The sequence below is a fragment of the Rhodanobacter sp. KK11 genome, from assembly GCF_033345435.1.
Classification (GTDB): Bacteria; Pseudomonadota; Gammaproteobacteria; order Xanthomonadales; family Rhodanobacteraceae; genus Rhodanobacter.
In genome coordinates this window covers 163267-187974 of the sequence record NZ_JAWPMI010000002.1, presented here as the reverse complement: position 1 = coordinate 187974, position 24708 = coordinate 163267, and the positions used below count along the sequence as shown (strand labels likewise).

The following is a 24708-nucleotide window of genomic DNA, read 5'->3' as shown; positions in this document are numbered from 1 at the left end:
CGTCACGGCCCTCCCAGGTAGCGCCGCACGACCAGCACGTTGAAGGCGAGATAGCCGAGGTAGTTGGCGGCGAAGGCGTACATCGCACCGACCAGGCCGAAGCGCGCGGTGAACACGTAGACCAGCGCCAGGTAGCTGGCCGCGAACACGCATTCGGAGACCACGAACAGCCACGTCATCGCCTTGGCCAGCATCACGTAGGACAGGATGAAGGCGGCGATCTTGACCACGTCGCCGGCCAGCTGCGGCGCATACAGCGCGTTGGCCGGCGCGAAGTCCGCGCTGAACAGCCATCGCGTCACCCAGTCGCGCAGCAGGTACACCGCCGCCGCCAGCGCGACCACCACCGGCAGGAGGTAGCGGTACGCGTTGCGCAGCTCGGCCACCAGCGCGGCGCGCTCCTGGATCGCCGCCAGCTTGGGCAGGTAGTAGATGTTGATGGCCGCGGTGAGGAACAGCAGGTAGGCATCCGAGACCTTGCTCACCGCCTGCCAGTAGCCGACCTGCTGCCAGCCGAGTTCCAGCGCGAGGTGGTCGCGCACCGCGATGTTCACCAGCGGCGAGACCAGCGCGGCGGTGAGCGTCATCACCGAAAAGCCCGCCAGGCGCAGGGTCATCTCGCGGTCGAAGCGCAGGCGCAGCATGCTGCGCCGGAAGTACGGGCTGCGCCACCACGCCGGCAGGCCGACCAGCAGCCACAGCAGCTGGCCCACGATCAGCGCCAGCAGCGCGCCGTACAGCTGCAGCCAGCGTGCCAGCACGATCACCGTCACGATGCCGAGCAGCGAGCCCAGCACCTGGATCAGCGCCAGCCGGCGCACGTCCATGAAGCCGTTGACCACAGCCAGGATGTAGTTGAGCAGCGCGATGCCGAGCTGGGCCACGGCCAGCACGCGGATCAATCCCGCATAGGCGACGTCGTCCAGCAGCCACTGCGCCAGCGGCCGGCTGAACGCCAGCGCCAGGCAGCCCATCAGCAGCGAGGCGCACAGCGCATACCACAGCGCCGCGGCCAGCAACCGCTCCAGCCGTTGCGGGTCGTGACGGTACTCGGCCACGTACTTCACGATGCCGGCGCCGATGCCGCCGCCGGCGAGCACGGCCAGCAACGACATCAGGCTCATGAACTGGCCCAGCTTGCCCACCCCCTCGGGCCCGGCGAACCAGGCCACCAGCTTGACCACCACCAGCGCCGCCAGCAGCCGCGCGCCGGTGGCGAAGGCGGAGTAGAAACCGGCGCGTGCGATGTTCACGGCGGACACCGGAACGCATTGCAGGCGGCGATCACCCGTGCCACCGCGTCCTCGCCCAGGGTCGGCCCGATCGGCAGGCTCAGCACTTCCTCGTGCAGGCGCTCGGTCAGCGGCAGCGACAGGTGGTGCAGCTCCGGGTAGGCCGGCTGCCGGTGCGGCGGCACCGGGTAGTGCACCTGGCTGTGGATGCCGTGCGCCTGCAGGTGCTGCTGCAACGCATCGCGGTGGGGGCAGCGCAGCACGAACAAATGCCAGGCGTGCTGCTCCTCGCGCGCCACGCCAGGCAGCCGGATCTGCGCGTGGCGGATGCCGTCGCGATAGCGGCGCGCCACGCGGCGACGCCAGGCGACCTCGTCGTCGAGGTACTTCAGCTTCACCCGCAGCAGCGCCGCCTGCAGCTCGTCGAGCCGCGAATTGACGCCCTGGAAAAGATGGCGGTATTTCACCTCTGAACCGTAGTTGCGCAGCGCCGCGACGGCCCGCGCCAGCCGCGCGTCGGCGGTCACCACCGCGCCGCCGTCGCCCAGCGCGCCGAGGTTCTTGGCCGGGAAGAAGCTGAACGCCGCCGCGTCGCCGAACGCGCCGGCGCGGCGGCCATCGCACGCCGCGCCGTGCGCCTGCGCCGCGTCCTCGATCAGCAGCAGACGGTGCTGCCGGGCCAGCGCCGCCAGCGCCGGCATGTCGGCCAGTTGGCCGTAGAGGTGCACCGCCATGATCGCGCGCGTGCGCGGCCCGATCGCTGCCGCCACGCGGGCCGGGTCCAGGTTGAAACTCAGCGGGTCGGGTTCCACCGGCACCGGCAGCAGCCGGTTCGCGCTGACCGCGAGGAAGCTGGCGATGAAGGTGTTGCCGGGCACGATCACCTCGTCGCCCTCGCCGAGCGCGCCGAGCTGCTTGTAGCCGCGCAGGATCAGCGCCAGCGCGTCCAGCCCGTTGCCCACGCCCACGGCATGCGGCACGCCGCACCAGGCGGCGAACTCGCGCTCGAACGCGGCCAGCTCCTCGCCCAGCACGTACCGGCCCGAGTCGATCACCCGCGCGGCGACCGCTTTCAGCTCGTCGGCGTGGCGCGCATTGATCGCGCCGACGTCGAGGAACGGGACGTCCGCCGGCTCGGTCCGCAGCAGCACGCCGTCCATCGGCCCGCCCGCCATCACAGCGACCACTCGTAGAAGTCGTGCACCACGGCACGGGCGCCGAAATACTCCTTCTGGCTGACCAGGCCGCCGTTGAGCAGCTGCCCTTCCCGCTCGGTCGAGATGCCGAAGCTGAAGTACGCCCGCTGCGCGTAGACGCCGCCGATCAGCTCCGCCAGCAGGAAGCTCAGCGCACCGAGCTGGCGCCCTTCCTCCGACACGGCCATGTACTGGGTGTGTGCGACCTTGCCCAGGTCATAGACCAGCACGCCCGCCAACAGCACGCCGTCGCGGCGCGCCTCGTGCAGCACCAGCTGCTGCGGGAAGCGCGACTGCAGCAGACGCAGCTCCGCCAGGCTGTGGGTCGGCACGGCGTCGTGCTTGCGCAGCACCTCGCTCAGCAGCGCGTGGAAGTCCGCCGGATCGGTGCCGGCCTGCAGCTCGATGCCGGTCCTGCGCGCCTTGTTGATCGCGCGCTGGCGCCCCTGCGAGAAGTGGAACGCCTCGCGCAGCGGGATCGCCGAGGAGAGGTCGCGCCGCCTGAGCCGCGCGCCCAGCCGGTGCAGCGCATACAGGTCCTCCTCGGCCGGGTAGGCGTGGAAGATGTGCGGCACCGCCTTGTAGATCACCCGCTCCACGCCCTGCGCGCGGTAGTGGCTGGCGATCTGCCCGAATACCGCCAGCGTCGATTCGGCGCGCAGCGCATGCGTGGTGACCAGGCCCGCGTAGGTGAGGCCGCCGTGGCTGGTCACCTGCTTGCCGCGGATCTCCGCGGGGAACACCGCCACCGCTTCGCCGTGCCGCTCGACGATCAGCGAGCGGTCGACGAAGCGGTCGGCGTGGTAGTCCATGTAGCCGCGCCGGTGCAGCAGGTTGCCGTTGCGGGAACGCCCGACCAGTGCGTCCCAGGTGTTCACGTCGGCGGCGGTGTAGGGCCTAACGCTGCACATCGGCTTCCCCGTCGCCACGCAGCTCGGCCGCGGCCACGCCGAAGCCGTCCACGCCCATGTCGTTGCCGTTGTAGAACATCAGCAGCTTGTCGCCGCTGCGGATCAGCGCGGGATAGCACAGCGTGCGCGAGTCCCAGCCGTCGGCGGACAGCGCGATGCCCAGCATCGCGTCGCGGCGTTCCCAGGCGATGCCGTCGTCGCTCACGGCGACGCCGGGAAAGTATTCGCCGGTGCGGTTGCCGCGCGTGAAGTACATCACGTAGCGGTCGCCGAAGCGGTACACGCGCGGCCGTCCGATGCGGTACTCGCTGCCCTGCGGCAGCAGGCAGACCTGGTCCGCGCGCGGCAGCGCGGCGAGGTCGGCCGTCTGCGCATGGCGGATGTGGTAGCGCGGGAACGGCTGGCCGCCGATGCTTTCCCAGTCGTCGCCCACCGCGTACCACAAGCGCCAGCGGCCGTTTTCGTACATGGCCGAATGCACCGCGCCGATGGTGCTGCGGCCGGGCGCGCGATCCAGGATCGGGGTTTCCTGGGTGCGCCGGAAGCTGTTGCCGCCGTCGCGGGAAATGGCCAGGCCGCTGAAGGCGAGGAACTTGGCGCGGGCCACGCGCTGGAAACCGACGTAGAACAGGTGCAGGCCGCCGGGCGCGTCCACCACGTCGCCGAGGATCAGGCCGTTGTCGTCGAAGCAGCCGGCCCGGCCGACGTCGAGCACCGGCTCGGTGCTGACCCGCACCACCGTCGCGGGATCGTCCGCGCGCACGTCGACGTAGCCGATGCGGCTGACGCCGTCGGCGTCGCGGAAGCCTGCGTAGACGCGGATCAGCTCGTCGTCGAGGCGGTACGGCGTCGGCGTCAGCGCCGAGTGGCGCATCCAGCCGCCCACGCCCTGCCGCGCGGCGTCGAAGACCAACCCTTGCTTGGCCCAGGCGAACATGCGCGCGTCAAAGCCTCACGTCGAGGCTGGAGCGGTCGGGCAGCGCGTGCGCCGGCGAACCGACGTAGACCCGGCCCGGCTCGGTGTCGCGGGTGACCAGCGCGCCGGCGCCGATCACGTTGTCGGCGGCGACCTTCACGTGGTCGTTGAAGGTGCTGTTGACGCCGACGAAGCTGCTCTCGCCGATTTCGCAATAGCCGGAGATGACCGCGTGCGAGGCGACGAACACGTGGTCGTGCACCACCGTGCGATGGCCCACGTGGTTGCCGCTCCACAGCACGCAGTTGTTGCCGATGCGTACGAACGGCTGCACCACGTTGCCCTCGAAGATGAAGCTGTTCTCGCCCACCTCGGCATTGCGCCAGACGAAGGCGCGCGAGCTGACGTAGCTGGCGAGCCGGTAGCCGCGGCGCTTCGCCTCGCGGTAGAGGCGCGCGCGCAGGCGGTTGAGCTGGCTGGCCGGCACCGCGACGAACGCGTCGAACTCCGCCGGCGGGTAGTGCGCCTCCAGCGTCTCGAACGCCACCACCGGGCGGCCGGCCAGCTGCGGCTGCGCGAGATAGTCGCGCTCGACGCTGAAGGCGGCCACCTCGCGGTCGCTGTCGTGTTCGAAGTATTCGCAGGCGATCTGCGCGAACTCGCCGGCGCCGACGAGGACTAGAGGCTTTGGCATGCGGCCATGTCCTCCTGCGGCAGCGGGCCGCGCACTTCACGCAGGAAGGCGGCGTAGTCGGTGATGTAGTCGGCCGGGTCGTACAGGTGGTCGGCCAGCACCATCAGCACGCAGTCCTCGCTGAAGTCGTACAGCTCGCGCCACACCATGCTGCCGAGGTGCAGGCCGTACGCAGGGTCGTCGAGCACCACTTCCACCGGCCCGCTGCCGTCGTCCAGCAGGAAGGTGACCGAGCCGCGCACCGCCACCGCCAGCTGGTTGAGGTGGCGGTGCGCGTGGCAGCCCCGGTGCACGCCGCCGCAGGTGGCGAACAGGTAGTACACGCGCCGGATCACGAAAGGCACGTTCCGGTCCTGCTCCAGGGCGATCAGCATGCCGCGGCTGTCGCCGTGTTTCTGCAACGGGATGCGCTCGATTTCCATGTTCCGGCCCGGCGGTGATGTCGGGAAAGACCGACCTGTCTGGGTGCCGCCCGGCGGACGAAAGGTTGCGTCGGCGGCGGCAACGCGAGCGGCGTGGACCGCGCACGGTTCCGCCACGGGAACCTTGCCGGGCGGCAAGCCATCGGATGCCTGCACGCCTGGCGTGGGAGCCGATACCCGGTTGCCTGTCGCGGCAGGCACGAGGCCCGGTTCCCGCGACCCGGCCAATCCTTTTTTCATGGCTCGGCGACCTCCATCCGTGACATGCTTCAGCCAGCGCAGCACGACGGCATCCCGCGCCATCCGTTTCGGGATGACGCGAACGCCACCGATGTCATCACTGGCCGTTGCACCACGAACCGATGGGCACGAGCACACTCTGGCAAGCAGTAGGGAATCGCGCTGCACTCCGGCCGCCGGCGCGCTGCGGCCGGCGCGGGCCTCACGCGGCTGATGCGCACGTGAAGCGACCGCAACCCGCTACTGCCCGCCGCAGCCGGTTCATCCGCAGCGGCTTCGCGGCACTGCTCGCCGGCACCGGCCTGCCGCCGGCGCTGCATGCACAAGCGGTCACGTTCAGTGGCGCCGCGGCACTCAGCTCGCAGCTGGTGGATCGCGGCCAGGCGATGACTTCCCGCACGCCGGTCCTGCAGGGCGCCGCCGACTGGACCTTCCCCAGCGGCTGGTCGCTGGGGCTGTCCGGCAGCGCCGAGCTGCGCTCGCCTGGCCGCCTCGTGGCGGCCATCGCCCAGGCTTCCCGCCACTGGTCGCTGAGCGGCGACTGGCAGATGCAGGCGAACCTGCTCTATTACCGCTATGCCGGCACGGCCCGTTCCCGCCGTTTCGAGCGCGCCGAATCGGGGCTCAGCTGGAGCTACCGCGACGTGCTGACCTTCGGCCTGTCGGCCATCCACGTCGTCGGCAGCCGGCACCGGCTGCGCGGCGCCGCGGACATCAGCCTGCACTGGCCGCTGACCCGCCAGCTCTCGCTTTCCGCCGGCGCGGGCATCGCGCAGTCTCCGATCGCGCCCTACAACGCTTACGGCTACGGCTACGCCGACGCCTGCGAGTACGGCCCTGCGGGTTCCTGCAGTCGCCGCCGCGGCACGGACCGCCACCGCTACGGCCACCTCGGGCTGCTGTGGAACCACGGCCCCTGGCGCATCGAACTCGACCGCATCCTGGCCGACCCGCAAACCCGCTGGCAGTGGGACGTCATGGGCGCCTCGCCCTGGGTCGCCACCGTCACGCGATCCTTTTGAACCGCAGGCAACCTTTTGCCGCCGGCGCGGTACTTACCTCGTGACCTGAACACCGCCCCAGTCCGCGCAGACCGATGAACGACGACGACATCGACTCCGACGCCACCGACCGCATGCTGCTGCAACGCATGTCGACGGGCGACCGCGCCGCGCTGGCGATTCTCTACCGCAGCTACCACGGCCGGCTGTGCCGCTTCCTGGCCCGCCTGACGCGGCGCGCCGACGTCATCGAGGAAGTCATCAACGACTGCTTCTGGATCGCCTGGCAGAAGGCCGGCACGTTCCACGGCGATTCGCGCGTCTCCACCTGGCTGATGGGCATCGCCTACCGCTGCGGGCTGAAGACGCTGCGCCAGCACGGCGACGAGCCGGTCGAGGACGACCCCCGCCACGAGGAACGCAGCCCCGCCCACGACCTGGCGGACGAGGACCGCGAGTTGCGCGACTGGCTGAGCAAGGGGCTGGAGCGGCTGTCGGTGGACCAGCGCGTGGTGATCGAACTGGTCTACGGCGTGGGGCACAGCCTGGACGACGTCGCGGTGATCATGCAGTGTCCGGTGGGTACGGTGAAGGCACGCCTGTTCCATGCGCGGGTCAAGCTGCGCAACGTGCTGCCGAGCCTGGCGGGAGAGCCGCCTCAACGCACGGAGAACGCGCCATGACGTTCCCGCAGGATTCCGGCAAGGACTGCGTCCGCGCCTGGGAAATGATGCCGTGGGTGCTGCAGGACAGCGCCACGCCGGAACAGGGCGCCTGGCTGGAAGGCCACCTGGCGCAATGTGCGGCGTGCCGCGCGGAGTTCGCGCAGCAGAGCCGCCTGCGGCTGGCGCTGTCGTTGCCGGCGGACGTGCCGGTCGACGTCGACGCCGGACTGGAGCACCTGCTGACCCGCCTCGACACGCACGACCCGCAGCAGGCTCCGGCCCGCGCGCGGGCAGGAAGCTGGGTGAGCCGGGCACTGGTCGCCGCGGTGCTGGTGCAGGCGCTCGGCATCGGCTTCCTGGGCGTGAGGCTGTGGTCGGCGGACGGCCACCCGCCGTATCGCACGCTCAGCCAGGAAGCCCCGCCCGCGGCGCCGGGAGCGATCCGCGTGGTGCCCGATGCCGGCATGACGCTGGCCGACTGGAATGCGCTGTTGCATGCCCTGCGGCTGCAGGTGGTGAGTGGTCCGAACGACGTGGGCGCCTATACGGTCGCGCCGGCGAGCTCCGCCTCCACCGCACAGCAGGCACTGCAGCAGCTGCGCACCACGCGGGGCATCCTGCTGGCGGAGCCGGTCGCCGCCACGCCATGAAGCACGGCCTGCTCATCCCCGTCATGGCGGTGGCCCTGGGCGCATGCGCGTCCACGCGCCCGCTGCCGACGGCGAGCGACCACGCCGGCCTCGGCCGCATGACGGTGGCCAGCGCGGCGGCGATGGACAGCCGGCGCGACATCATCCTGGCCGTGGCCAACCCGCTGGAGCCGCCGCCGATCCACGCCGGCTCCAGCCTGCTCGGCTACGCGCCGTCCCGCTACTACGGCGCCGGCCAGCAGGCGGCCTCCGCCCTGGCCGCGCTGCAGCGGCACTATGCATTCAGCGAACTCGCCGGCTGGCCGATCAAGGCGCTCGACCTGTACTGCATCGTGCTGCAGCCGCCGCCCGGCACCAATCGTGACGACCTGCTCAAGGCGCTGGCCGGGGACCGCCGGGTGCGGCTTGCGCAGCCGCTGCACGACTATGCCGTCTACGCGAAGCAACCCGCCGGCAGGCATTCGTACAACGACCCCTACGTCGGCCTGCAGCGCGGCTTCGTCGAGACCGATGCCGCCCGCGCACACGCCTTCAGCCAGGGCAGCGGGGTACGCATCGCGGTCGTCGACACCGGCGTCGACCTGGCCCATCCCGATCTGCAAGGGCGCATCCACGACGCACACAACATGGTCGACGACGATGCGGCGGCGTTCGACCGCGACAGCCACGGCACGGAAGTCGCCGGCGTCATCGCCGCGGTCGGCGACAACCATCAGGGCATCGTGGGGATGGCGCCCCGGGCCGAGCTCAGCGTCTACAAGGCCTGCTGGTATCCGCCCGCGCCGAACGCCGGCGCGCGCTGCAACTCCTTCACGCTGGCCAAGGCGCTGGCCACGATCATCGACAGCGACGCGCGCATCATCAACCTGAGCCTGGGCGGCCCCGCCGATCCGCTGCTCGACCTGCTGCTGGGGCAGATCCTGGAACAGGGCCGCATCGTGGTCGCCGCCATCCCGCCGGAGGGCAACGTCAACGGCTTCCCCGACGCCACACCGGGAGTCATCCTGGTCCGCGTGAGCGGCCCGTCGGCAGCGCCGGCCGACGTGCTCAGCGCGCCCGGCAACGACATCCTGACCACCCAGCCCGGCGGCGGTTACGACTTCACCTCCGGCCCCTCGATGGCCGCGCCGCACGTCAGCGGCATGGCCGCCCTGCTGCTGTCGCTGGCGCCGGGGCTGGACGCGCGCGCGATCCGCGATCTCCTGCTCCGCAGCAGCAAACTCTCCGGCGGCGTGCTGCAGGTGAACGCCGCCGCCGCCGTGACGGAGCTGCGCAACACGCCGAACGCCGCCCGCTGATCCGGCTACCGATTTTTTACGGCGCATTCACCCGGCTGCTTCCAGTCTGCACGGACGCACGCGAACAGGCGCTGCGGGCGGGAGCATCCCATGCCGTCGGAACAGCATGCCGGCCTGAGCCGGGAGTTCATCGAGCAGCAGCGCCAGCGCCTGCTGGCGTTGCGCGAGCGGCTGCTTGGCGGCGAGAGAGCCAACCTGGCGAGGGAGCGCGCGTTCCGCCAGGAGCATGGCGACGAGGCCAAGGAAGAAGAGGAGCGGGCGCAGGCCCTGTCACAGTACGAAATCGACCAGGCCCTGCATGACGTGGACGACCGCCGCGTGGCGGACATCGAGCGGGCGCTGCAGAAGATCGCCGAAGGCAGCTACGGCCTGTCCGACCTGAGCGGCGAACCGATCCCGCGGGCCCGGCTGGAAAGCACGCCCGAGGCGACCCTCACCGTGCAGGAGGAACGCCGCCGCGAAACCGGCGGCTGAGCCGCGCATCGCCCACGTCACCGAACAGCGCCTGAAACGAGCCAGCCATGAGCATGCTTGCCGCCGGCACCGCCGCACCGGAATTCACCCTGCACTCCACCCCCGACCAGACCGTGGCGCTCAAGGAGTTCCGCGGCCGCAACGTGATCCTGGCGTTCTACCCCGCCGACTGGAGCCCGGTGTGCAGCGACCAGCTGGCGCTGTACAACGAACTGCTGGACGAGTTCGCCCGCTTCAACGCGCAATTGCTGGCGATCTCGGTCGATGGCGTATGGAGCCACGCCGCGCTGGCGCGCGAGCGCAAGTACCACTTCCCGCTGCTGTCCGACTTCGAGCCCAAGGGCCGGGTGGCGCGCGCGTATGGCGTGTACGACGAGCAGCATGGCCTGGCGCAGCGCGCACTGTTCGTGATCGACGGCGACGGCGTGATCCGCTGGAGCTACCTGTCGCCGATGGGCGTGAACCCCGGCGCCGCAGGCATCGTCAAGGCGCTCGAGGCGCTGCCCTCGAACAACATCCAGAAAGCGCTCGACGCGCCGGACGCCGACGCACGGGGGACCGCATGATCTCCGAAGAAGCCGTCCTGGCCGTGCCGGTCTCCGCACGCGACCACATCCAGGGCACCCCCCATGCCGTGGTGACCCTGGTGGAATACGGCGATTTCCAGTGTCCCGCCTGCGGCGGCGCCTACCCGCTGGTGAAGCAGATCCAGCACCGCTATGCCGGCAACCTGCGCTTCGTGTTCCGCCATTTTCCGCTGAGCCAGGCCCACCCATATGCCCAACTGGCAGCCGAGCTGGCCGAAGCCGCGGCGGTCGATGGCCGGTTCTGGGCGATGCACGACTGGCTGTACGAGAACCAGGCGGCCTGGGCTCCACGTGGCGCCGCCGGCCTGGAGACCGGCGTGCGCGCGCTGGGTCTGGACGAGGCGGCGATCGCCGCCACGCTGCGCAACCCCGACATCGACGCCCGCATCCGCGGCGACTTCATGGGCGGCGTGCGCAGCGGCGTCAACGGCACGCCCAGCTTCTACGTCAACGGCTACCTGTACCAGGGCGACTTCGATTCGCTGGTACACGCCATCGGCCGGGTCATCGCGCGGCAGCAGTGACAGCATGCGGCCGGCACCCGAAACGCCAACCACCACGAACGAGAAGACCATGCCCTCCACCGAATCATTGCCGGGAAATCTCCCGGCGCTGCTGCCGCAGCTCGAAGCGCTGTACACCGATATCCACGCGCACCCCGAACTCTCGATGCAGGAGACCCGCACCGCGAGCCTGGCCGCCGACCACTTGCGTGCGGCCGGGTATGAAGTGACCACCGGCGTGGGCAAGACCGGTGTGATCGGCCTGCTGCGCAACGGCGACGGGCCCACCGTGATGCTGCGCGCGGACATGGACGCGCTGCCGGTCGAGGAAGCCACCGGCGCGCCGTACGCCAGCAAAGCCACCGCGACCGACCGCGAGGGCAACACCGTACCGGTGATGCACGCCTGCGGCCACGACATGCACGTCGCCTGGCTGGTCGGCGCCACCACGCTGCTGGCGCAGACGCGCGACAGCTGGCGCGGCACGCTGATGGCGGTGTTCCAGCCGGCGGAAGAAACGGCCGAAGGCGCCCAGGCGATGATCGACGACGGGTTGTTCAAGCGTTTCCCCAAGCCCGACGTGGTGCTCGGCCAGCACGTGATGGTGGGTCCGGCCGGCGCCATCGGTGGACGCAAGGGGGTGATCACCTCGGCGGCCGACAGCCTGCAGATCCGCCTGTTCGGGCGCGGCGCGCACGGCTCGATGCCGCAGGCCAGCATCGATCCGGTGGTGATGGCGGCATCGACGGTGCTGCGGCTGCAGACCATCGTCGCGCGCGAACTGGCGCCCACCGAGGCGGCGGTGCTCACGATCGGCTCGCTGCAGGCCGGCACCAAGGAAAACGTGATTCCCGACGAGGCCGTCATCAAGCTCAACGTGCGCACTTTCGACGAGGGCGTGCGCGCGCGCGTGCTGGCCGCGATCACCCGCATCGTCAACGCCGAGGCGGCGGCATCGGGCGCGCCGAAGCCGCCGGAGATCACGCCGCTGGACAACTACTCGCTGGTCACCAACGACGAGGCGGCGACCACGACCGTGGTCGAGGCCTTCCGCCGCCACTTCCCGGCCGAGCGCATCCGGCAGACCGGGCCGACCTCGGCCAGCGAGGACTTCGGCTCGTTCGGCGCCGAGTGGGGCGTGCCGTCGGTGTTCTGGTTCGTCGGCGGCACCGATCCCGACACCTACGCCAAGGCCAAGGCCGCGAACCGGCTCAACGAGATCCCCACCAACCACAACCCGCGCTTCCTGCCGGTGCTGCACCCCACGCTGGAGACCGGCGTGGAGACGCTGATGGTGGCCGCGCGGGCGTGGCTGGCGGCGGCGCCCTGAGCCCATGGAACAGCCGGTCGAAGCCACCCGGGCCGTGCTGCACGTGCTGCCGCTGGTGCTGGACCTCGGCGGCACCTTCGTGTTCGCCATCAGCGGTGCGGTGGTCGCGGTCAGGCATCGGCTCGACGTGTTCGGCGTGCTGGTGCTGGCGTTCGCAGCAGGCAACGCGGGCGGCATCACGCGCGACCTGCTGATCGGTGCGGTGCCGCCGGCGGCGATCGCCGATCTGAAGTACGTCGGCGTGTCCGCGCTGGCCGGCTTGCTCACCTTTTTCTGGTACCCGGTGACGAACCGGTTGCGCCGCGACGTGCTGTGGCTGGATGCCGTGGAACTGGCTTTCTTCGCGGTCGCCGGCGCCCAGAAGGCACTGCTGCACGGCATCGACCCGGTCATGGCGGCCCTGCTCGGCATGCTCACCGGCATCGGCGGCGGCATGCTGCGCGACGTGCTGGTGTCTGGCATCCCCAGCGTGCTGCGCGCCGACCTGTATGCGCTGGCGGCGCTGGCCGGCGCCGGCGTGGTGGTCAGCGCCCATCTGCTGCACCTGTCGCCGATGGCGGCTGCGCTAGCCGGCGGCGGCGTGTGCTTCGCGCTGCGTTTCATGGCGATCCGCCACGGCTGGCACCTGCCGACGGCGCGGCCGCCAGAGGCTGCAGCAGCGGACGCGCCGCAGCGCCGACACCACGACGAGGAGAACTGACATGGGAACCTGCGTCTTGCGGTGCGGTGGCATGTTCGATGGCGTAGCCGACCGCCTGACCGGCCCGGTCGAGATCCTCGTGGAAGACGATCGCATCGCCGAGATCGGACCCGCGGTGCGCCGCCCGCCCGACGTGCAGACGATCGACCTGTCCGGGCACACGGTGAGCCCCGGCTTCATCGACTGCCACGTCCACCTGACCATGGATGCCGCCGACCTGGCGCAGCAGACGCTGGCCTCGTCCGCAACCAAGGCGCTCAAGGGGCTGAGCATCGCCCGCGAGTACATGCGCTACGGCTTCACCACCCTGCGCGACATGGGCTGCGTCGATCCGGACTTCCCCACCGTGGACCTGCGCAACGCGCTCGCCGCCGGCCTCGTCGAGGGGCCGCGGCTGATCGTCGCCGCGCACATCATCAGCTCGTCGGCCGGGCATGGCGACCTGCGCGGGTTCTACGGCCCGCGCTGGGACATCCCCGTCTCCGCCCTCGCCGACGACGCGGGCACGATCAAGGCGCTGGTGCGCCGCGAGCACGCCTTCGGCAGCGACTGGATCAAGACCACCAACACCGGCGGCTACTTCAGCCCCGGCGACGACCCGGCCCGGGTGACCTGGTTCGACGACGAGATGAACCTGCTCGCCGCCACCGCGCGGCAGCTGGGCATGCCGGTGGCGGTGCACACCGGCGCCGCCGACGGTTGCCGGCAGGCGATCCGCGCCGGCGCGCGCAGCCTGGAACACGCCTACCTGATCGATGCCGAGGCGCTGGCGATGGCGGAGCAGGTCGGCGCCTGGCTGGTGCCGACGATGCAGATGACCCAGGAAGACCTGCACGCCCTGCACGAGCACACCTTGCCGTGCCAGGCGATCTGGAAGTTCAGCCGCGACAGCGGCACGATCGTCGAGTCGCAGCGGCTGATCGCGCAGAGCAAGGTGAAGATCGCCTACGGCACCGACTGCGGCATGTTCCCCTTCAGCCACGGCATCCTCGAATTCCAGGCGATGGTGGCGGCCGGCCTTACGCCGCTGCGCGCGCTGAAAGCCGCTACCAGCGTCGCCGCGGAGCTGCTCGGCCAGGACGACATTGGCGTACTCGCGGTCGGCAAGCACGCCGACATCGTGGCCATGCCGGGCGACCCGCTGGCCGACATCGGCGCCACTGCCAGGGTGGATTTCGTGATGAAGAGCGGGCGCGTCCAGCGCGGGCCGGCGAAGGCGGCGAGCCATTGAAGACGGGCGCGGGCGCCGTCGGCGCTCAGCCGAACTGCACGGACAGCATCGAGATCGAACCGCCGTCCATGCCCTCGACCGGGAACGTCACCGGCTCGCCCGGCTCGCTGGCGCCGATCACGTAGAGCAGTGGCAGGTAGTGCTCCGGCGTGGGGATCGCCAGCTCCGCGTCGGGGCCCAGCGCCTCGTAGTCCACCAGCGCCGGGTGGTCACCCCGCAACATCAGCTCGCGCGCGGTCGCCTCGAAACGCTGCGCCCAGTCGAACGGCTCGACCGGATGCCGGCCCCAGGCATAGGCGTGCAGGTTGTGCACCACATTGCCGCTGCCGAGCAGCAGCACGTCTTCGTTGCGCAACGGACGCAACCGGCGACCCAGTTCGTAGTGGAACGCCGGCGGCTGCGTCTCGTCGATGGACAACTGCACCACCGGCACGTCGGCGGCGGGAAACACATGGCGCAGCACCGACCAGGTGCCGTGGTCCAGCCCCCACGCAAGATCCGCGCGCACGTCCAGCGGCTGCAGCAGTTCGCGCACGCGGCGCACCAGGCTGGGATCGCCGGGTGCCGGGTATTGCACCTCGAACAGCTCGCGCGGGAAGCCGCCGAAATCATGGATGGTGCGCGGCGCCGCCATCGCGGTGACCGCGGTGCCCGGCAGGTACCAGTGCGCCGACACCGCCAGCACCGCGCGCGGCCGCTGCGGCAGGCGCTGGCCGAGCGCCGCCCAGCCCTGCGTCCAGGCGTTGACGTGCAGCGCATTCATCGGATTGCCGTGGCCGAGGAAGATGGTCGGCATACGTGTGTTCATGGCATGTCCTTCGGTATCGCCGGACGCAGCCCCGTGGCCGCCCGTGTCCACGCCGTGATGACATTCGCGGCGTTAGCTTGGCGTGAGCGATGGCGATGGCGAATGGATGTCCATTCCCGGCCGGCCCGCCGGATGACAAGCATGAAGGTCGCACTGATCGGCATCAGCGGACAGGTCGGCTCGCGCCTGCTGGCGGAACTGCTTCGGCGCGGGCACGAGGTCACCGGCATCGCCCGCAATACCGGCGGGGTGGCCGCCCGGCCGCGGTTGCTGCTGAAGAACGCCGACGCCACCCGGCCGGCGCAGCTGGCGCCGTTGCTGGCCGGCCACGACGCCGTGATCAGCGCCATGAAATTCGCCACGTCCGACGCCGCGGCGCTGATCGCCGCGCTGAAGCAGGCCGACGTGCCCCGGCTGCTGGTGGTCGGCGGCGCCGGCAGCCTGGAGGTCGCGCCGGGCAAGGCCCTGATCGATGCGCCGGGTTTCCCGGCAGCGTACAAGCCGGAGGCGGAGGCCGGGCGCCGCTTTCTCGAAACGCTGCGCCAGGAATCGCGGCTCGACTGGAGCTTCCTGTCACCCTCGGCCGAGTTCGTGCCGGGCGAGCGCACCGGCAGCTTCCGGCTCGGCGACGAGCGCCTGCTCACCGACGCGAGCGGCCGCAGCTGGATCTCGATGGAAGACTTCGCCATTGCCATGGTCGACGAACTGGAGGCGCCGAAGCATTCGCGACAGCGCTTCACCGTCGGTTACTGACCGCAGCCGGGTGGCTGCGGCGCGTTCCACCCACCAGGACGACACGCACATGAAAACCTACAAAGTCGGCTATCTCGTCGGCAGCCTCGCCAAGGGCTCGATCAACCGTCTGCTGGCCAAGGCGCTCACCCGCCTCGCGCCGTCCGGGCTGCAACTGGTGGAGATCCCGATCCGGGACCTGCCGCTGTACAGCTACGACTACGACGCCGACTTCCCGCCGGTGGCGCGCGCGTTCAAGCAGGCGATCGCCGAGGTCGACGGGGTGCTGTTCGTCACCCCGGAGTACAACCGCTCGATCCCCGGCGCACTGAAAAATGCGATCGACTGGGCCAGCCGGCCATGGGGCAAGAACTCGTTCGCGCGCAAACCCTCCGGCATCATCGGCACCTCGCCCGGCTCGATCGGCACCGCGGTGGCCCAGCAGCAGCTGCGCGGCGTGCTGTGCTTCTGCAACTCGCCGCTGATGAACACGATGGAGGCGTACATCCAGTTCAAGCCGGGGCTGATCTCGGAAGACGGCACGGTCAGCGACGACTCCACCGCCGAGTTCCTGGGCAACTACCTGAAGGAACTGCACCTGTTCATCGAGCGCGTGCTGACCGTGCATCCGCGCGAGAACTGAAGCCGCGACTTCCCGCCCGCATAACCTCGCCGCCGTTCGCGCACGGGTACGGCGGCGGCTCACGGGGGTTCCGGCAACGCTATTCCTCGATCTGCGCGTCGATGCTCGCCGTGCCGCCGCCGTTCCTGACGAACCACAGCAGGCCGCCGGCGATCGAGAGATTTTTCATGAAGTTGATCACCTGGCCCTGGTCGGCGAAATTCGTGTGCGCGATCAGCGCCGCGCCCACGGTGAACAATGCGATCACGGCCGCCACCCAGCGGGTCTTGAAGCCGAACAGCAGGGCAAGTCCACCGCCCAGCTCGATGAGGATGACCAACGGCGTCACCACCACGGCCAATGGGATGTGCACCGAGGTGAAGTAGGCCACCGTGGCGCTGAAACCGGTCAGCTTCTGCCAGCCGGAGATGATGAAGATCTGCGCCATCAACAGACGTGCCGCCACGCTTATCAATTTGTCCATGACGTTCTCCTCGGGATTTCGTCAGATGGCGCATGCCGGCTCGTCCGGGACGGGCGGCATGGCCTGGATTGGACTCGAACCTCGCCACATTACGCCGTCAGGATGACTCGCAATCACGCATGCCATCCCGCGAGGATCATCTGCCTGGCGCCATCCACGCGCAATCGGTTCGCCGGCACGCACGGGAGGACGCCAGCATCCCGTGCACGCGGGCGCCCCACGGCACCGGCACCATCCCCGACGCCTTCGTGATCGGCCTGTACACGCAGGTGACGTTCCGAGCGCGACCCCGCTGAAACGACAACGGGCGCCGAGGCGCCCGTTGCCTTCACCGCACGATCGACCCGCTCAGAGCGAGTAGTACATCTGGAACTCCAGCGGATGGGTGCTGGCGCGGTACTTGGTCACTTCCTTCATCTTCACCTCGATGTAGGCGTCGATGAAGTCGTCGGTGAACACGCCGCCGGCCTTCAGGAACTCGCGGTCCTTGTCCAGCGCTTCCAGCGCGGCGTCCAGGCTGGAGCACACCTGCGGGATGTTCTTCTCCTCTTCCGGCGGCAGGTCGTACAGGTCCTTGTCGGCCGGCGCGCCGGGGTCGATCTTGTTCAGGATGCCGTCGAGGCCGGCCATCATCAGCGCGGTGAACACCAGGTAGCCGGAGTTCATCGGGTCGGGGAAGCGCACCTCGATGCGGCGGCCCTTCGGGCTGGCCACGTACGGGATGCGGCAGCTCGCCGAGCGGTTGCGCGCCGAATACGCCAGCATCACCGGCGCCTCGAAGCCCGGCACCAGGCGCTTGTAGCTGTTGGTGGTGGAGTTGGCGAACGCGTTGATCGCGCGGGCGTGCTTGAAGATGCCGCCGATGTACCACAGCGCGGTCTGGCTGAGGCCACCGTAGAGGTCGCCGGCGAACAGGTTCTCGCCGTTCTTGGCCAGCGACTGGTGCACGTGCATGCCCGAGCCGTTGTCGCCGACCAGCGGCTTGGGCATGAAGGTGACGGTCTTGCCGTTCTGGTGCGCCACGTTCTTGATGACGTATTTCATCGTCATCAGCTCGTCGGCCTTCTTCACCAGCGTGTTGAACTTGACGCCGATCTCGCACTGGCCGGCGTTCGCCACTTCGTGGTGGTGCACCTCGACGGTCTGGCCGAGCGACTCCAGCACCTTGCACATGTCCGCGCGCAGGTCGCCCAGCGAATCGACCGGGCTGACCGGGAAGTAGCCGCCCTTCACGCCCGGACGGTGGCCGTGGTTCTCGCCGTCGTACTTGTAGCGCGACGACCACGCCGCCTCTTCCGAACCGATCTCGTAGAACACGCGGCCCGGATCGTTCTGCCAGCGCACCGAGTCGAAGATGAAGAACTCCGGCTCGGGGCCGAAGTACGCGGTGTCGGCGATGCCGGTGGATTTGAGGTAGGCCTCGCCGCGCTTGGCGATCGAGCGCGGGTCGCGGCCGTAGGCCTGCATGGTGCTCGGTTCCAGCACGTCGCAATGCAGGATCAGCTGCACGTGCGAGCTGAACGGGTCGAGGTGGGCGGTGTCCGGGTCGGGCAGCAGGATCATGTCCGACTCGTTGATGCCCTTCCAACCGGTGATCGAGGAGCCGTCGAACATCTTGCCGTCCTCGAACGTCGACTCGTCGATCGCGTGGGCCGGGAAGGTGACGTGGTGGTGCACGCCGAGCATGTCGGCGAAGCGCAGGTCGACGAACTCGACTTCGTGTTCCTGGATCAGGTCGAGCACTTTGTTGGCGGACATGGAACAACCTCGATGGTGGATGGTGGCGGATGACAAGCCTTTGGCAAGGTCCATGCCAGCAACCGGAACTCTTGTCCGGCAAGGGCTTGGCGGAGGCCGCGACCGTAGCCCGGGAACCACTGGCAACATGACGGTGCAAACTTTCAGGCATATTGCACCATCATGGGCTGCACGGCCTGTACCGCAGCCCTTGCCTCAGCCATCGTAGGCGCTTTCGCCATGCGAGGTAATGTCCAGCCCTTCGCGCTCGGCCTCGTGCGGCACGCGCAGCCCGAACACTGCCTTGACCACCAGGCAGGCCGCCACCGCGACCAGTCCGCTCCACAGCACGGTGATGCCCACGCCCAGCGCCTGCACGCCGAGCTGGCGGAGCACCGAATAGCCCGCCGCACCGGTGCCGCCCAGCCCCGGCGTGCTGAACACGCCGGTCAGCAGCGCACCGACGATGCCGCCGACGCCGTGCACGCCGAACACGTCGAGCGCGTCGTCCGCATGCAGCCACCGCTTCAGCCCGGCCACGCCCCACACGCAGCCGAGGCTGGCCAGCGCGCCGATCACGATCGCGCCCAGCGGCCCCACCGTGCCGCAGGCCGGGGTGATGCCGACCAGCCCGGCCACCGCGCCGGAGGCGCCGCCCACCATCGAGGCGTGCCCGCGCTTCCGCGCCTCCACCGCCAGCCACGCCAGCACCGCCGCCGCCGCGGCCAACAGGGTGTTGAGGAAGGCCAGCGCCGCGCCCGCGTTCGCCTCCAGGTTGGAGCCGGCGTTGAAGCCGAACCAGCCGACCCACAGCAGCGCCGCACCGAGCATGGTGAAAGTCACGTTGTGCGGCTTCATCGGTTCGCGGCCGAAACCGAGCCGTGGCCCGACCAACCAGGCGGCGACCAGCCCGGCCACGCCGGCGTTGATGTGCACCACGGTGCCGCCGGCGAAATCCAGCGCGCCCCGGGCGAACAGGAAGCCCTGCGGTCCGGCCCACACCATGTGCGCGATCGGCAGGTAGGCGAAGGTGAACCAGATCGCCACGAACAGCAGCAGCGCGCCGAAACGCATGCGCTCGGCGATCGCGCCCACGATCAGCGCGCCGGTGATGCCGGCGAAGGTGGCCTGGAACGCCACGAACACATATTCCGGCAGCGCCACGCCGGTGGTGAACGTGGCCGCCAGCGTGTCCTTCGTTACTCCGTGCAGGAACAGCTTGTGGAAATTGCCGATCACCGCGCCGCCGCCGCTGAAGGCGAGGCTGTAGCCGTACGCCACCCACAACAGCAGCAGCAACGAGCACACGGTCAGCACCTGCATCAGCACCGACAGCACGTTCTTCGCGCGCACCAGGCCGCCATAGAACAGCGCCAGACCAGGCACCGTCATCAGCAGCACCAGCAAGGTGGAAGTGAGCATCCACGCCACGTCGCCCTTGTCGACCACGGGTGCGGGCGTGGCGGCGTGCAGCAGCGGCGTGGCGAGCAGCAGCAGGCCCCTGGCGATGCCGCGAGGGAGGTTGGACTTCTTCATGGGGAACCTCACGGAGCGGGGATCAGAGCGCATCGGCGTCGAGCTCGCCGGTGCGGATGCGCACCACCCGTTCCACGCCGGTGACGAACACCTTGCCGTCGCCGACGTTGCCGGTGCGCGCGGCGTGCTGCAGCTCCTCCAGCACCGCATCGAGCAGCGCGTCGGGCACCACCATCTCGACCTTCAGCTTGGGCAGGAAATCGACCACGTACTCGGCACCGCGGTACAGCTCGGTGTGGCCCTTCTGGCGGCCGAAGCCGCGCACCTCGGTCACCGTGATGCCCGAGGCGCCGGCATGCGCCAGCGCGTCGCGCACCTCGTCAAGCTTGTACGGACGGATGATGCTGGTGATCAGTTTCATGGGTGACTCCACCGCAGGAGGTCTTTCAGAACGATCCGACCAGGGCTGGCAAACATGCAGCCGCGCCCAGCTCCAGTCGCCGTACGAGGCGACGGACACGTTCGCCACGCACGTCGGCGTCCCGGCCATGCGCAAGCCGCGCACGGCTGCCATGGCCTTGCTCAGCAAGGCCTGTGCCATCGGATGAAGTCGTTGCAACAGCGGCATCACGGCCGGCGGGCAGGCCGGCGCCTGCCCGTGTTGGCACCAGCCGCGATCACCAGCACGAACCGTTTGCACTGTTCCAGTGCGCCGGCCGCATTCATCCCGCTGCCACGCACCGGGGCCGCTGCCGGTCTACCGGAAGCTCACCCGGCCGCCCTCGGCACGGCAGCATGACGCACACCCCCCGCGACGGCTCGCCGGGAAGTCCCCGGCCCTGGTCGAACGGACAAGCCGCGCACTCAACGCGGTTTGCACCGGTACTCTTCGGCCATCCTGTCCACCTCATCGGGTGAAATATGGCGGTCGAGCATTTCCTGCGTGGTCAGGCTTCGCCATGAGTCGACCGCAACGCAGTGGGGATCGGTGGCACCGAACAGACCCGCGAGCATGCGTACCGCACCGCTGACCCCCTGCGAACGTGGATCGACCATGTGCACACCGGAAACAATCGGCCTGCTCGAACCCGGCAGGCGCACGACCGGCACGCGTTGCTGCGCTGCTCGCAGACCGGCGTCGAAGCGGCTGCCACCGGCAACGTAGTCCGCCACCGGTACCGCCGGCGATTCCGACCGTTGCGGGCGAACCTCTGCCGGAGCCTTGTCCGGGACGACGGGGCGACGCACGACCGTCACCGGAATAAGTTTTGATGCTGTGCCCTGCCGTGTTCGCGCGGAGATGCCCGGAGGCGACTTGGCGGGCAGCGTGATGAAGCGGATCCTGATGGCCGCATCTCCGGCAGTTGCATGAACGACTCGTACACGCGGCCATGGCACGCCCTGCAAGAGGGCGAACAATCCCAGGTGGAGGAGCGCGACCAGCGCAAGAATCGCCGTCCGCGCCATGGATTCACGCCATGCGCGGGCCAAATGTGCCCCGATCGTTGTCCTGCCGTGCCGCGAGGCAGCGAGTCCGTGCACTCGGATCAACGCCCCGCCTGACCGGAGGCCGGACCAACCTGTTGTTCGTCGGGCGACTGTACGGCAAATCCTTCGCGGTGCAGCCGGGCCAGATAGCCGTCAGCCGACAGCAACTGCTCCATGGGCAGCAACGCGAATGTCTGGGTGTTGTCCTTGAGGGCCTTCCTGGCCGCACCCAGCCATGCGCCATCGATCCGTTGCTGGACATCGGACATGCCGAGCCTTCTCGGAAACCTCGCACCGCTTATCGCGGACAGGCAGGAATCCTTTTGCGGGCTGGCCAGCGTGCTTTGAAGCGTCTCGATATCACCAGTGGACCAGGCGTTCGCGCGCGCGGCGACTTGTCCCATGTCGCTGCCGATGGCGTCGATGATCTGGCTCAGGCATTCCAGGTCTTCCATCGATGACTGTTTGAACGTCTTCGCCGCCGCGCGTGGATTTTCGAGTATCAGCCGATAGCTGGTACCGACGGCGGCCACCCCATGCCGTGCAGCCATCACATCCACGATCCCCCGCACGCCGCCGTCGGCAGTCAGGCCGGCCCTTTTCATGGCCACGTCATAGAGCGCTTTCCCGGCAAAGATCGGCCGCAGGCGTTTGAAGCGGTGGCTGTCGCCAAGATATTCCTGGCGCCGGCTGTCCCAGCGCGCGTAAAGCGCCGGAGGCAACACCTGTTGCAGGGTGGCGCCGTCGGGGTTGTTCCTGAGCCCGATCATCGAAGGCAGCAGCAAGAGCTTGCCGAAGAAACCCAGGTGGGCACCGATCTCGAGGCCGGGCGGTTCGAGCAGTTGCTGCGAAGAAGCCACAACTTTCTCGACGTCACCACCCTTCCATTGCATGTGTTCCGGCAACGGCGAGACGGTCCCCAGTACCCATAGCACATGGCCGTTCTTGCTCACCTTCCACAACCCCGGCCCCGGCTGGGCACCGCTCACCAGCACCGGCGCCATGTCGGTTACCGCGCCGGACACAGGCGACGACGATTGCGCGAGCAACGTCTCTGCAAGGCAGGACGCAGCCAGTAACAGCAGGCAGAAGAGAGGCCTGACAACCTTGAACATGTCATTTCCCTTGACTATTTATCCCGTGACCGGACGTCGTTGCGCGGCCGCCACGTTCAGCATCAAACCGGCACGCGCAGCAGGCAGGCTGCCGCGAGCGCCGGGCAATGTCGTTCATGCTGCACGACGCGTCAATATGAATCTTTCATATTGACTTCGGACCTCGACCGCAGCGCCGAGGCGATACGGCTCCGCGTGGCCAGGCCGCCCACCCTGGCCACAATAGCCGTAAGCTATGCCGCTTCCCCGTCGGTTGCCTGCCGTGCCGACGCGACCCGACTTTTCCCTTGGACCCCCCGTGACCGACCTGCTCCGCGTCATCCTGCTCGGCATCATCGAAGGCATCACCGAATTCCTGCCGATCTCCTCGACCGGCCACCTGCTGATCGCCGAGCAGTTCGGCCTGGGCGCGCGCTCGGACCTGTTCAACATCGGCATCCAGGCCGGCGCGATCCTGGCGGTCACGCTGATCTACTGGAAGCGTATCTGGCAGCTGCTGACGCAGTGGCGCGAGCCAGCCAACCGCGACTACCTGCTGAAGCTGATGGTGGCGTTCGCGATCACCGCCGTGCTCGGCTTCATCGCGGTGAAGCTGGGCTTCAAGCTGCCCGAGACGGTGACCCCGGTGGCCTGGGCGCTGGTGATCGGCGGCCTGTGGATGATCGCCGCCGAGCGGCTGGCCGCGCGCCAGCCGGAGCGCAGCGCGGTGACCTGGCGCGTGGCGATCCTGGTCGGCATCGCGCAGATGATCGCCGGCATCTTCCCCGGCACCTCGCGCTCGGCCGCGACGATCTTCGCGGCGCTGCTGTTCGGCACCAGCAATCGCGCGGCGGCCACCGAGTTCGCGTTCCTGGTCGGCATTCCCACCATGTACGCGGCCACCGGCTACGAGCTGCTGAAGGTGGTGAAGGGCGGCGGCGCCGCGCACGAGGACTGGACGGCCCTGGTGGTGGGCTTCGTGGTCTCGGCGATCACGGCGTTCGTGGCGGTCAAGTGGCTGCTCGGCTACATCCGCAGCCACACCTTCACCCCGTTCGCGCTCTACCGCATCGCCTTCGGTGTGGCGCTGCTGTGGCTGGTACCGGCAGGGGCCTGAGCCCGCACCGGCACGAGCCTACGCCGCCTCGACCAGCGCCTCCCTGGAGGCCGGTTTCGGCATGGCTTTCGGCGTGGCGACCGTGCACTGGTTGGTGCGGTCGAACAGCTCGCGCACCCATTCGATGAAGGCCTGCACGCGGGCGGACAGGTGGCGCTTCTGCGGGTAGACGATCCACACCGGCTTGCCGGTCGAGCGGGTGTCGGTCATCACCACTTCGAGCATGCCCTTGTCGAGCATGCAGGCGGCCATCATGCGCGGCATCTGGGTGATGCCCAGGCCGGACGCCACCGCCTGCAGCACCGACTCGCCGTCGTTGATCAGCATGTGCGCGTCGATGTCCACGCTTACCTGTCCGCCCGGCGTGTCGAACTGCCACTGGCGCGGACGGCCGTTCGGGTAGACGTAGTTGATGCAACGGTGATCCTTCAGGTCCTCGATGCTGTGCGGCGCGCCGTGTTTGCGCAGGTACTCGGGCGAGGCGCACACCACGTTGCTGAGGTAGCCGATCTTGCGCGCGATCAGGCTGGAATCCTCCAGCTGGCCCACGCGGATCGCGCAATCCAGGCCCTCGCCGTTGAGATCCGCCGGCGAGTCGCTCATCGACAGTTCCAGCCGGATGTCCGGGTAGCGCTGCTCGAACTCGGTCAGGCGGGGGATCACCGCGGCACGCCCCACCGACAGCGAGATGCCCACGCGCAGCTTGCCGGTCGGCTTGCTGTTGGCGAAGTTCAGCGCCTCGGTCGCCTCGGCCAGGTCGGCGAGGATTTCCTTGCAACGGGCATGGAACGCGGCCCCGTCGTCGGTCAGGCGCAGCGACCGGGTGGAGCGGAACAGCAGCCGGGCGCCGAGCTGGGCTTCCAGCCGGGAAACGGCCCGGCTGACGCCGGAGGGGGTCATGCCGAGTTGGCTGGCGGCGGCGGCGAAGCTCTTGGCCTCGACCACGCGGACGAAGGTCGATATGGCGGAAAAGTCTTCCATTGCTTCAATTCCTCGTCGATTCGTGACTGGGGCGCACGAGTGTAGTGCGCGAGGAATGGATTTTCTATACCGGAAAGTACACCTATTCTCTCGACCCTCGCCGGGCCCCCCTGTCCGGC

Annotated in this window: 26 protein-coding genes and 1 pseudogene; 13 read left to right on the top strand and 14 right to left on the bottom strand. The window is 69.2% G+C overall.

Going from position 1 to position 24708, the window contains the following annotated elements; translation table 11 throughout:
• Positions 1–2: 2 nt before the first annotated feature.
• From R5H19_RS07300 to R5H19_RS07275, 6 genes are read right to left on the bottom strand one after another with little or no spacing between them, the layout of a single operon-like run.
• Positions 3–1253 (bottom strand): O-antigen translocase, encoded by a 1251-nt coding sequence (locus tag R5H19_RS07300; RefSeq protein ID WP_318158328.1) that lies wholly within the window; start codon positions 1251–1253, stop codon positions 3–5.
• Positions 1250–2392: a DegT/DnrJ/EryC1/StrS family aminotransferase gene (locus tag R5H19_RS07295; protein WP_318158438.1), complete on the bottom strand. Its 1143-nt coding sequence runs from the start codon at positions 2390–2392 to the stop codon at positions 1250–1252. Before R5H19_RS07295 ends, R5H19_RS07300 begins: the two co-directional genes overlap by 4 nt.
• 14 nt (positions 2393–2406) lie before the next feature.
• Positions 2407–3339: a GNAT family N-acetyltransferase gene (locus tag R5H19_RS07290; RefSeq protein ID WP_318158327.1), complete on the bottom strand. Its 933-nt coding sequence runs from the start codon at positions 3337–3339 to the stop codon at positions 2407–2409.
• Entirely contained in the window at positions 3326–4276 is a 951-nt protein-coding gene (locus R5H19_RS07285; RefSeq protein WP_318158326.1) for a hypothetical protein, read from the bottom strand. The genes R5H19_RS07290 and R5H19_RS07285 overlap by 14 nt, the downstream gene beginning before the upstream one ends.
• Positions 4277–4283: 7 nt before the next feature.
• Positions 4284–4949: an acetyltransferase gene (locus R5H19_RS07280; protein WP_318158325.1), complete on the bottom strand. Its 666-nt coding sequence runs from the start codon at positions 4947–4949 to the stop codon at positions 4284–4286.
• Positions 4934–5371 carry an FdtA/QdtA family cupin domain-containing protein gene (locus R5H19_RS07275; RefSeq protein WP_318158324.1) on the bottom strand — a complete coding sequence of 146 codons (438 nt, stop codon included), beginning with the start codon at positions 5369–5371 and terminating at the stop codon, positions 4934–4936. Before R5H19_RS07275 ends, R5H19_RS07280 begins: the two co-directional genes overlap by 16 nt.
• Positions 5372–5832: 461 nt before the next feature.
• Here R5H19_RS07275 and R5H19_RS07270 point away from each other — a divergent pair, with 461 nt between their 5' ends.
• The 10 genes from R5H19_RS07270 (at position 5833) to R5H19_RS07225 (ending at position 14050) form a co-directional block, all read left to right on the top strand.
• Positions 5833–6633 carry a hypothetical protein gene (locus tag R5H19_RS07270; protein WP_318158323.1) on the top strand — a complete coding sequence of 267 codons (801 nt, stop codon included), beginning with the start codon at positions 5833–5835 and terminating at the stop codon, positions 6631–6633.
• A 74-nt stretch (positions 6634–6707) separates the two neighbouring features.
• Positions 6708–7295 (top strand): sigma-70 family RNA polymerase sigma factor, encoded by a 588-nt coding sequence (locus R5H19_RS07265; protein WP_318158322.1) that lies wholly within the window; start codon positions 6708–6710, stop codon positions 7293–7295.
• On the top strand, positions 7292–7927 hold the full coding sequence (locus R5H19_RS07260) for a zf-HC2 domain-containing protein (RefSeq protein ID WP_318158321.1): 636 nt from the start codon (positions 7292–7294) through the stop codon (positions 7925–7927). The genes R5H19_RS07265 and R5H19_RS07260 overlap by 4 nt, the downstream gene beginning before the upstream one ends.
• The gene (locus tag R5H19_RS07255; protein ID WP_318158320.1) at positions 7924–9225 is read left to right on the top strand and encodes a S8 family serine peptidase; all 1302 of its coding nucleotides are present in this window, start codon (positions 7924–7926) and stop codon (positions 9223–9225) included. The genes R5H19_RS07260 and R5H19_RS07255 overlap by 4 nt, the downstream gene beginning before the upstream one ends.
• A gap of 90 nt (positions 9226–9315) precedes the next feature.
• Positions 9316–9699 (top strand): TraR/DksA family transcriptional regulator, encoded by a 384-nt coding sequence (locus R5H19_RS07250; RefSeq protein ID WP_318158319.1) that lies wholly within the window; start codon positions 9316–9318, stop codon positions 9697–9699.
• A gap of 47 nt (positions 9700–9746) precedes the next feature.
• Positions 9747–10265 (top strand): redoxin domain-containing protein, encoded by a 519-nt coding sequence (locus R5H19_RS07245; RefSeq protein ID WP_318158318.1) that lies wholly within the window; start codon positions 9747–9749, stop codon positions 10263–10265.
• Positions 10262–10810 carry a DsbA family protein gene (locus R5H19_RS07240; protein WP_318158317.1) on the top strand — a complete coding sequence of 183 codons (549 nt, stop codon included), beginning with the start codon at positions 10262–10264 and terminating at the stop codon, positions 10808–10810. Before R5H19_RS07245 ends, R5H19_RS07240 begins: the two co-directional genes overlap by 4 nt.
• A gap of 49 nt (positions 10811–10859) precedes the next feature.
• Positions 10860–12119 carry a M20 family metallopeptidase gene (locus R5H19_RS07235; RefSeq protein ID WP_318158316.1) on the top strand — a complete coding sequence of 420 codons (1260 nt, stop codon included), beginning with the start codon at positions 10860–10862 and terminating at the stop codon, positions 12117–12119.
• A 4-nt stretch (positions 12120–12123) separates the two neighbouring features.
• Positions 12124–12819, top strand: a complete 696-nt coding sequence (locus tag R5H19_RS07230) for a trimeric intracellular cation channel family protein (protein ID WP_318158315.1) — start codon at positions 12124–12126, stop codon at positions 12817–12819.
• A gap of 31 nt (positions 12820–12850) precedes the next feature.
• Positions 12851–14050, top strand: a complete 1200-nt coding sequence (locus tag R5H19_RS07225; RefSeq protein WP_318158314.1) for an amidohydrolase family protein — start codon at positions 12851–12853, stop codon at positions 14048–14050.
• Positions 14051–14075: 25 nt separating this feature from the next.
• Here the strand turns inward: R5H19_RS07225 and ygiD are convergent, their stop codons facing one another.
• Positions 14076–14858, bottom strand: coding sequence for a 4,5-DOPA dioxygenase extradiol (gene ygiD / locus R5H19_RS07220; protein ID WP_318158313.1), 783 nt, complete (start codon positions 14856–14858; stop codon positions 14076–14078).
• Positions 14859–14999: 141 nt separating this feature from the next.
• On the opposite strand from ygiD, the gene R5H19_RS07215 reads away from it, so the two are divergent.
• Together R5H19_RS07215 and R5H19_RS07210 are read left to right on the top strand one after the other, a co-directional pair.
• Positions 15000–15611 (top strand): NAD(P)-dependent oxidoreductase, encoded by a 612-nt coding sequence (locus R5H19_RS07215; protein WP_318158312.1) that lies wholly within the window; start codon positions 15000–15002, stop codon positions 15609–15611.
• Positions 15612–15660: 49 nt separating this feature from the next.
• Entirely contained in the window at positions 15661–16233 is a 573-nt protein-coding gene (locus R5H19_RS07210; protein WP_318158311.1) for an NADPH-dependent FMN reductase, read from the top strand.
• Between the two features lie 79 nt (positions 16234–16312).
• On the opposite strand, the gene R5H19_RS07205 is transcribed toward R5H19_RS07210, so the two are convergent.
• The 6 genes and pseudogenes from R5H19_RS07205 to R5H19_RS07180 all read right to left on the bottom strand — a co-directional run bounded on the left by R5H19_RS07205 (position 16313) and on the right by R5H19_RS07180 (position 22512).
• Positions 16313–16696 carry a DoxX family protein gene (locus tag R5H19_RS07205; protein ID WP_318158310.1) on the bottom strand — a complete coding sequence of 128 codons (384 nt, stop codon included), beginning with the start codon at positions 16694–16696 and terminating at the stop codon, positions 16313–16315.
• Between the two features lie 348 nt (positions 16697–17044).
• Complete coding sequence (glnA, locus tag R5H19_RS07200; RefSeq protein WP_318158309.1) at positions 17045–18454, bottom strand: type I glutamate--ammonia ligase; 1410 nt, start codon at positions 18452–18454, stop codon at positions 17045–17047.
• 195 nt (positions 18455–18649) lie between these two features.
• Positions 18650–19888: pseudogene (locus R5H19_RS07195) on the bottom strand (ammonium transporter); the annotation flags it as partial.
• A gap of 103 nt (positions 19889–19991) precedes the next feature.
• Entirely contained in the window at positions 19992–20330 is a 339-nt protein-coding gene (locus R5H19_RS07190; protein ID WP_318158308.1) for a P-II family nitrogen regulator, read from the bottom strand.
• 443 nt (positions 20331–20773) lie between these two features.
• Positions 20774–21376 (bottom strand): hypothetical protein, encoded by a 603-nt coding sequence (locus R5H19_RS07185; protein ID WP_318158307.1) that lies wholly within the window; start codon positions 21374–21376, stop codon positions 20774–20776.
• Between the two features lie 80 nt (positions 21377–21456).
• Positions 21457–22512 carry a TraB/GumN family protein gene (locus R5H19_RS07180; RefSeq protein ID WP_318158306.1) on the bottom strand — a complete coding sequence of 352 codons (1056 nt, stop codon included), beginning with the start codon at positions 22510–22512 and terminating at the stop codon, positions 21457–21459.
• A 298-nt stretch (positions 22513–22810) separates the two neighbouring features.
• On the opposite strand from R5H19_RS07180, the gene R5H19_RS07175 reads away from it, so the two are divergent.
• Entirely contained in the window at positions 22811–23608 is a 798-nt protein-coding gene (locus tag R5H19_RS07175; RefSeq protein WP_318158305.1) for an undecaprenyl-diphosphate phosphatase, read from the top strand.
• A gap of 18 nt (positions 23609–23626) precedes the next feature.
• Here R5H19_RS07175 and R5H19_RS07170 read toward each other — a convergent pair whose 3' ends face one another.
• Positions 23627–24589: a LysR family transcriptional regulator gene (locus R5H19_RS07170; protein WP_318158304.1), complete on the bottom strand. Its 963-nt coding sequence runs from the start codon at positions 24587–24589 to the stop codon at positions 23627–23629.
• Between the last annotated feature and the right edge of the window lie 119 nt (positions 24590–24708).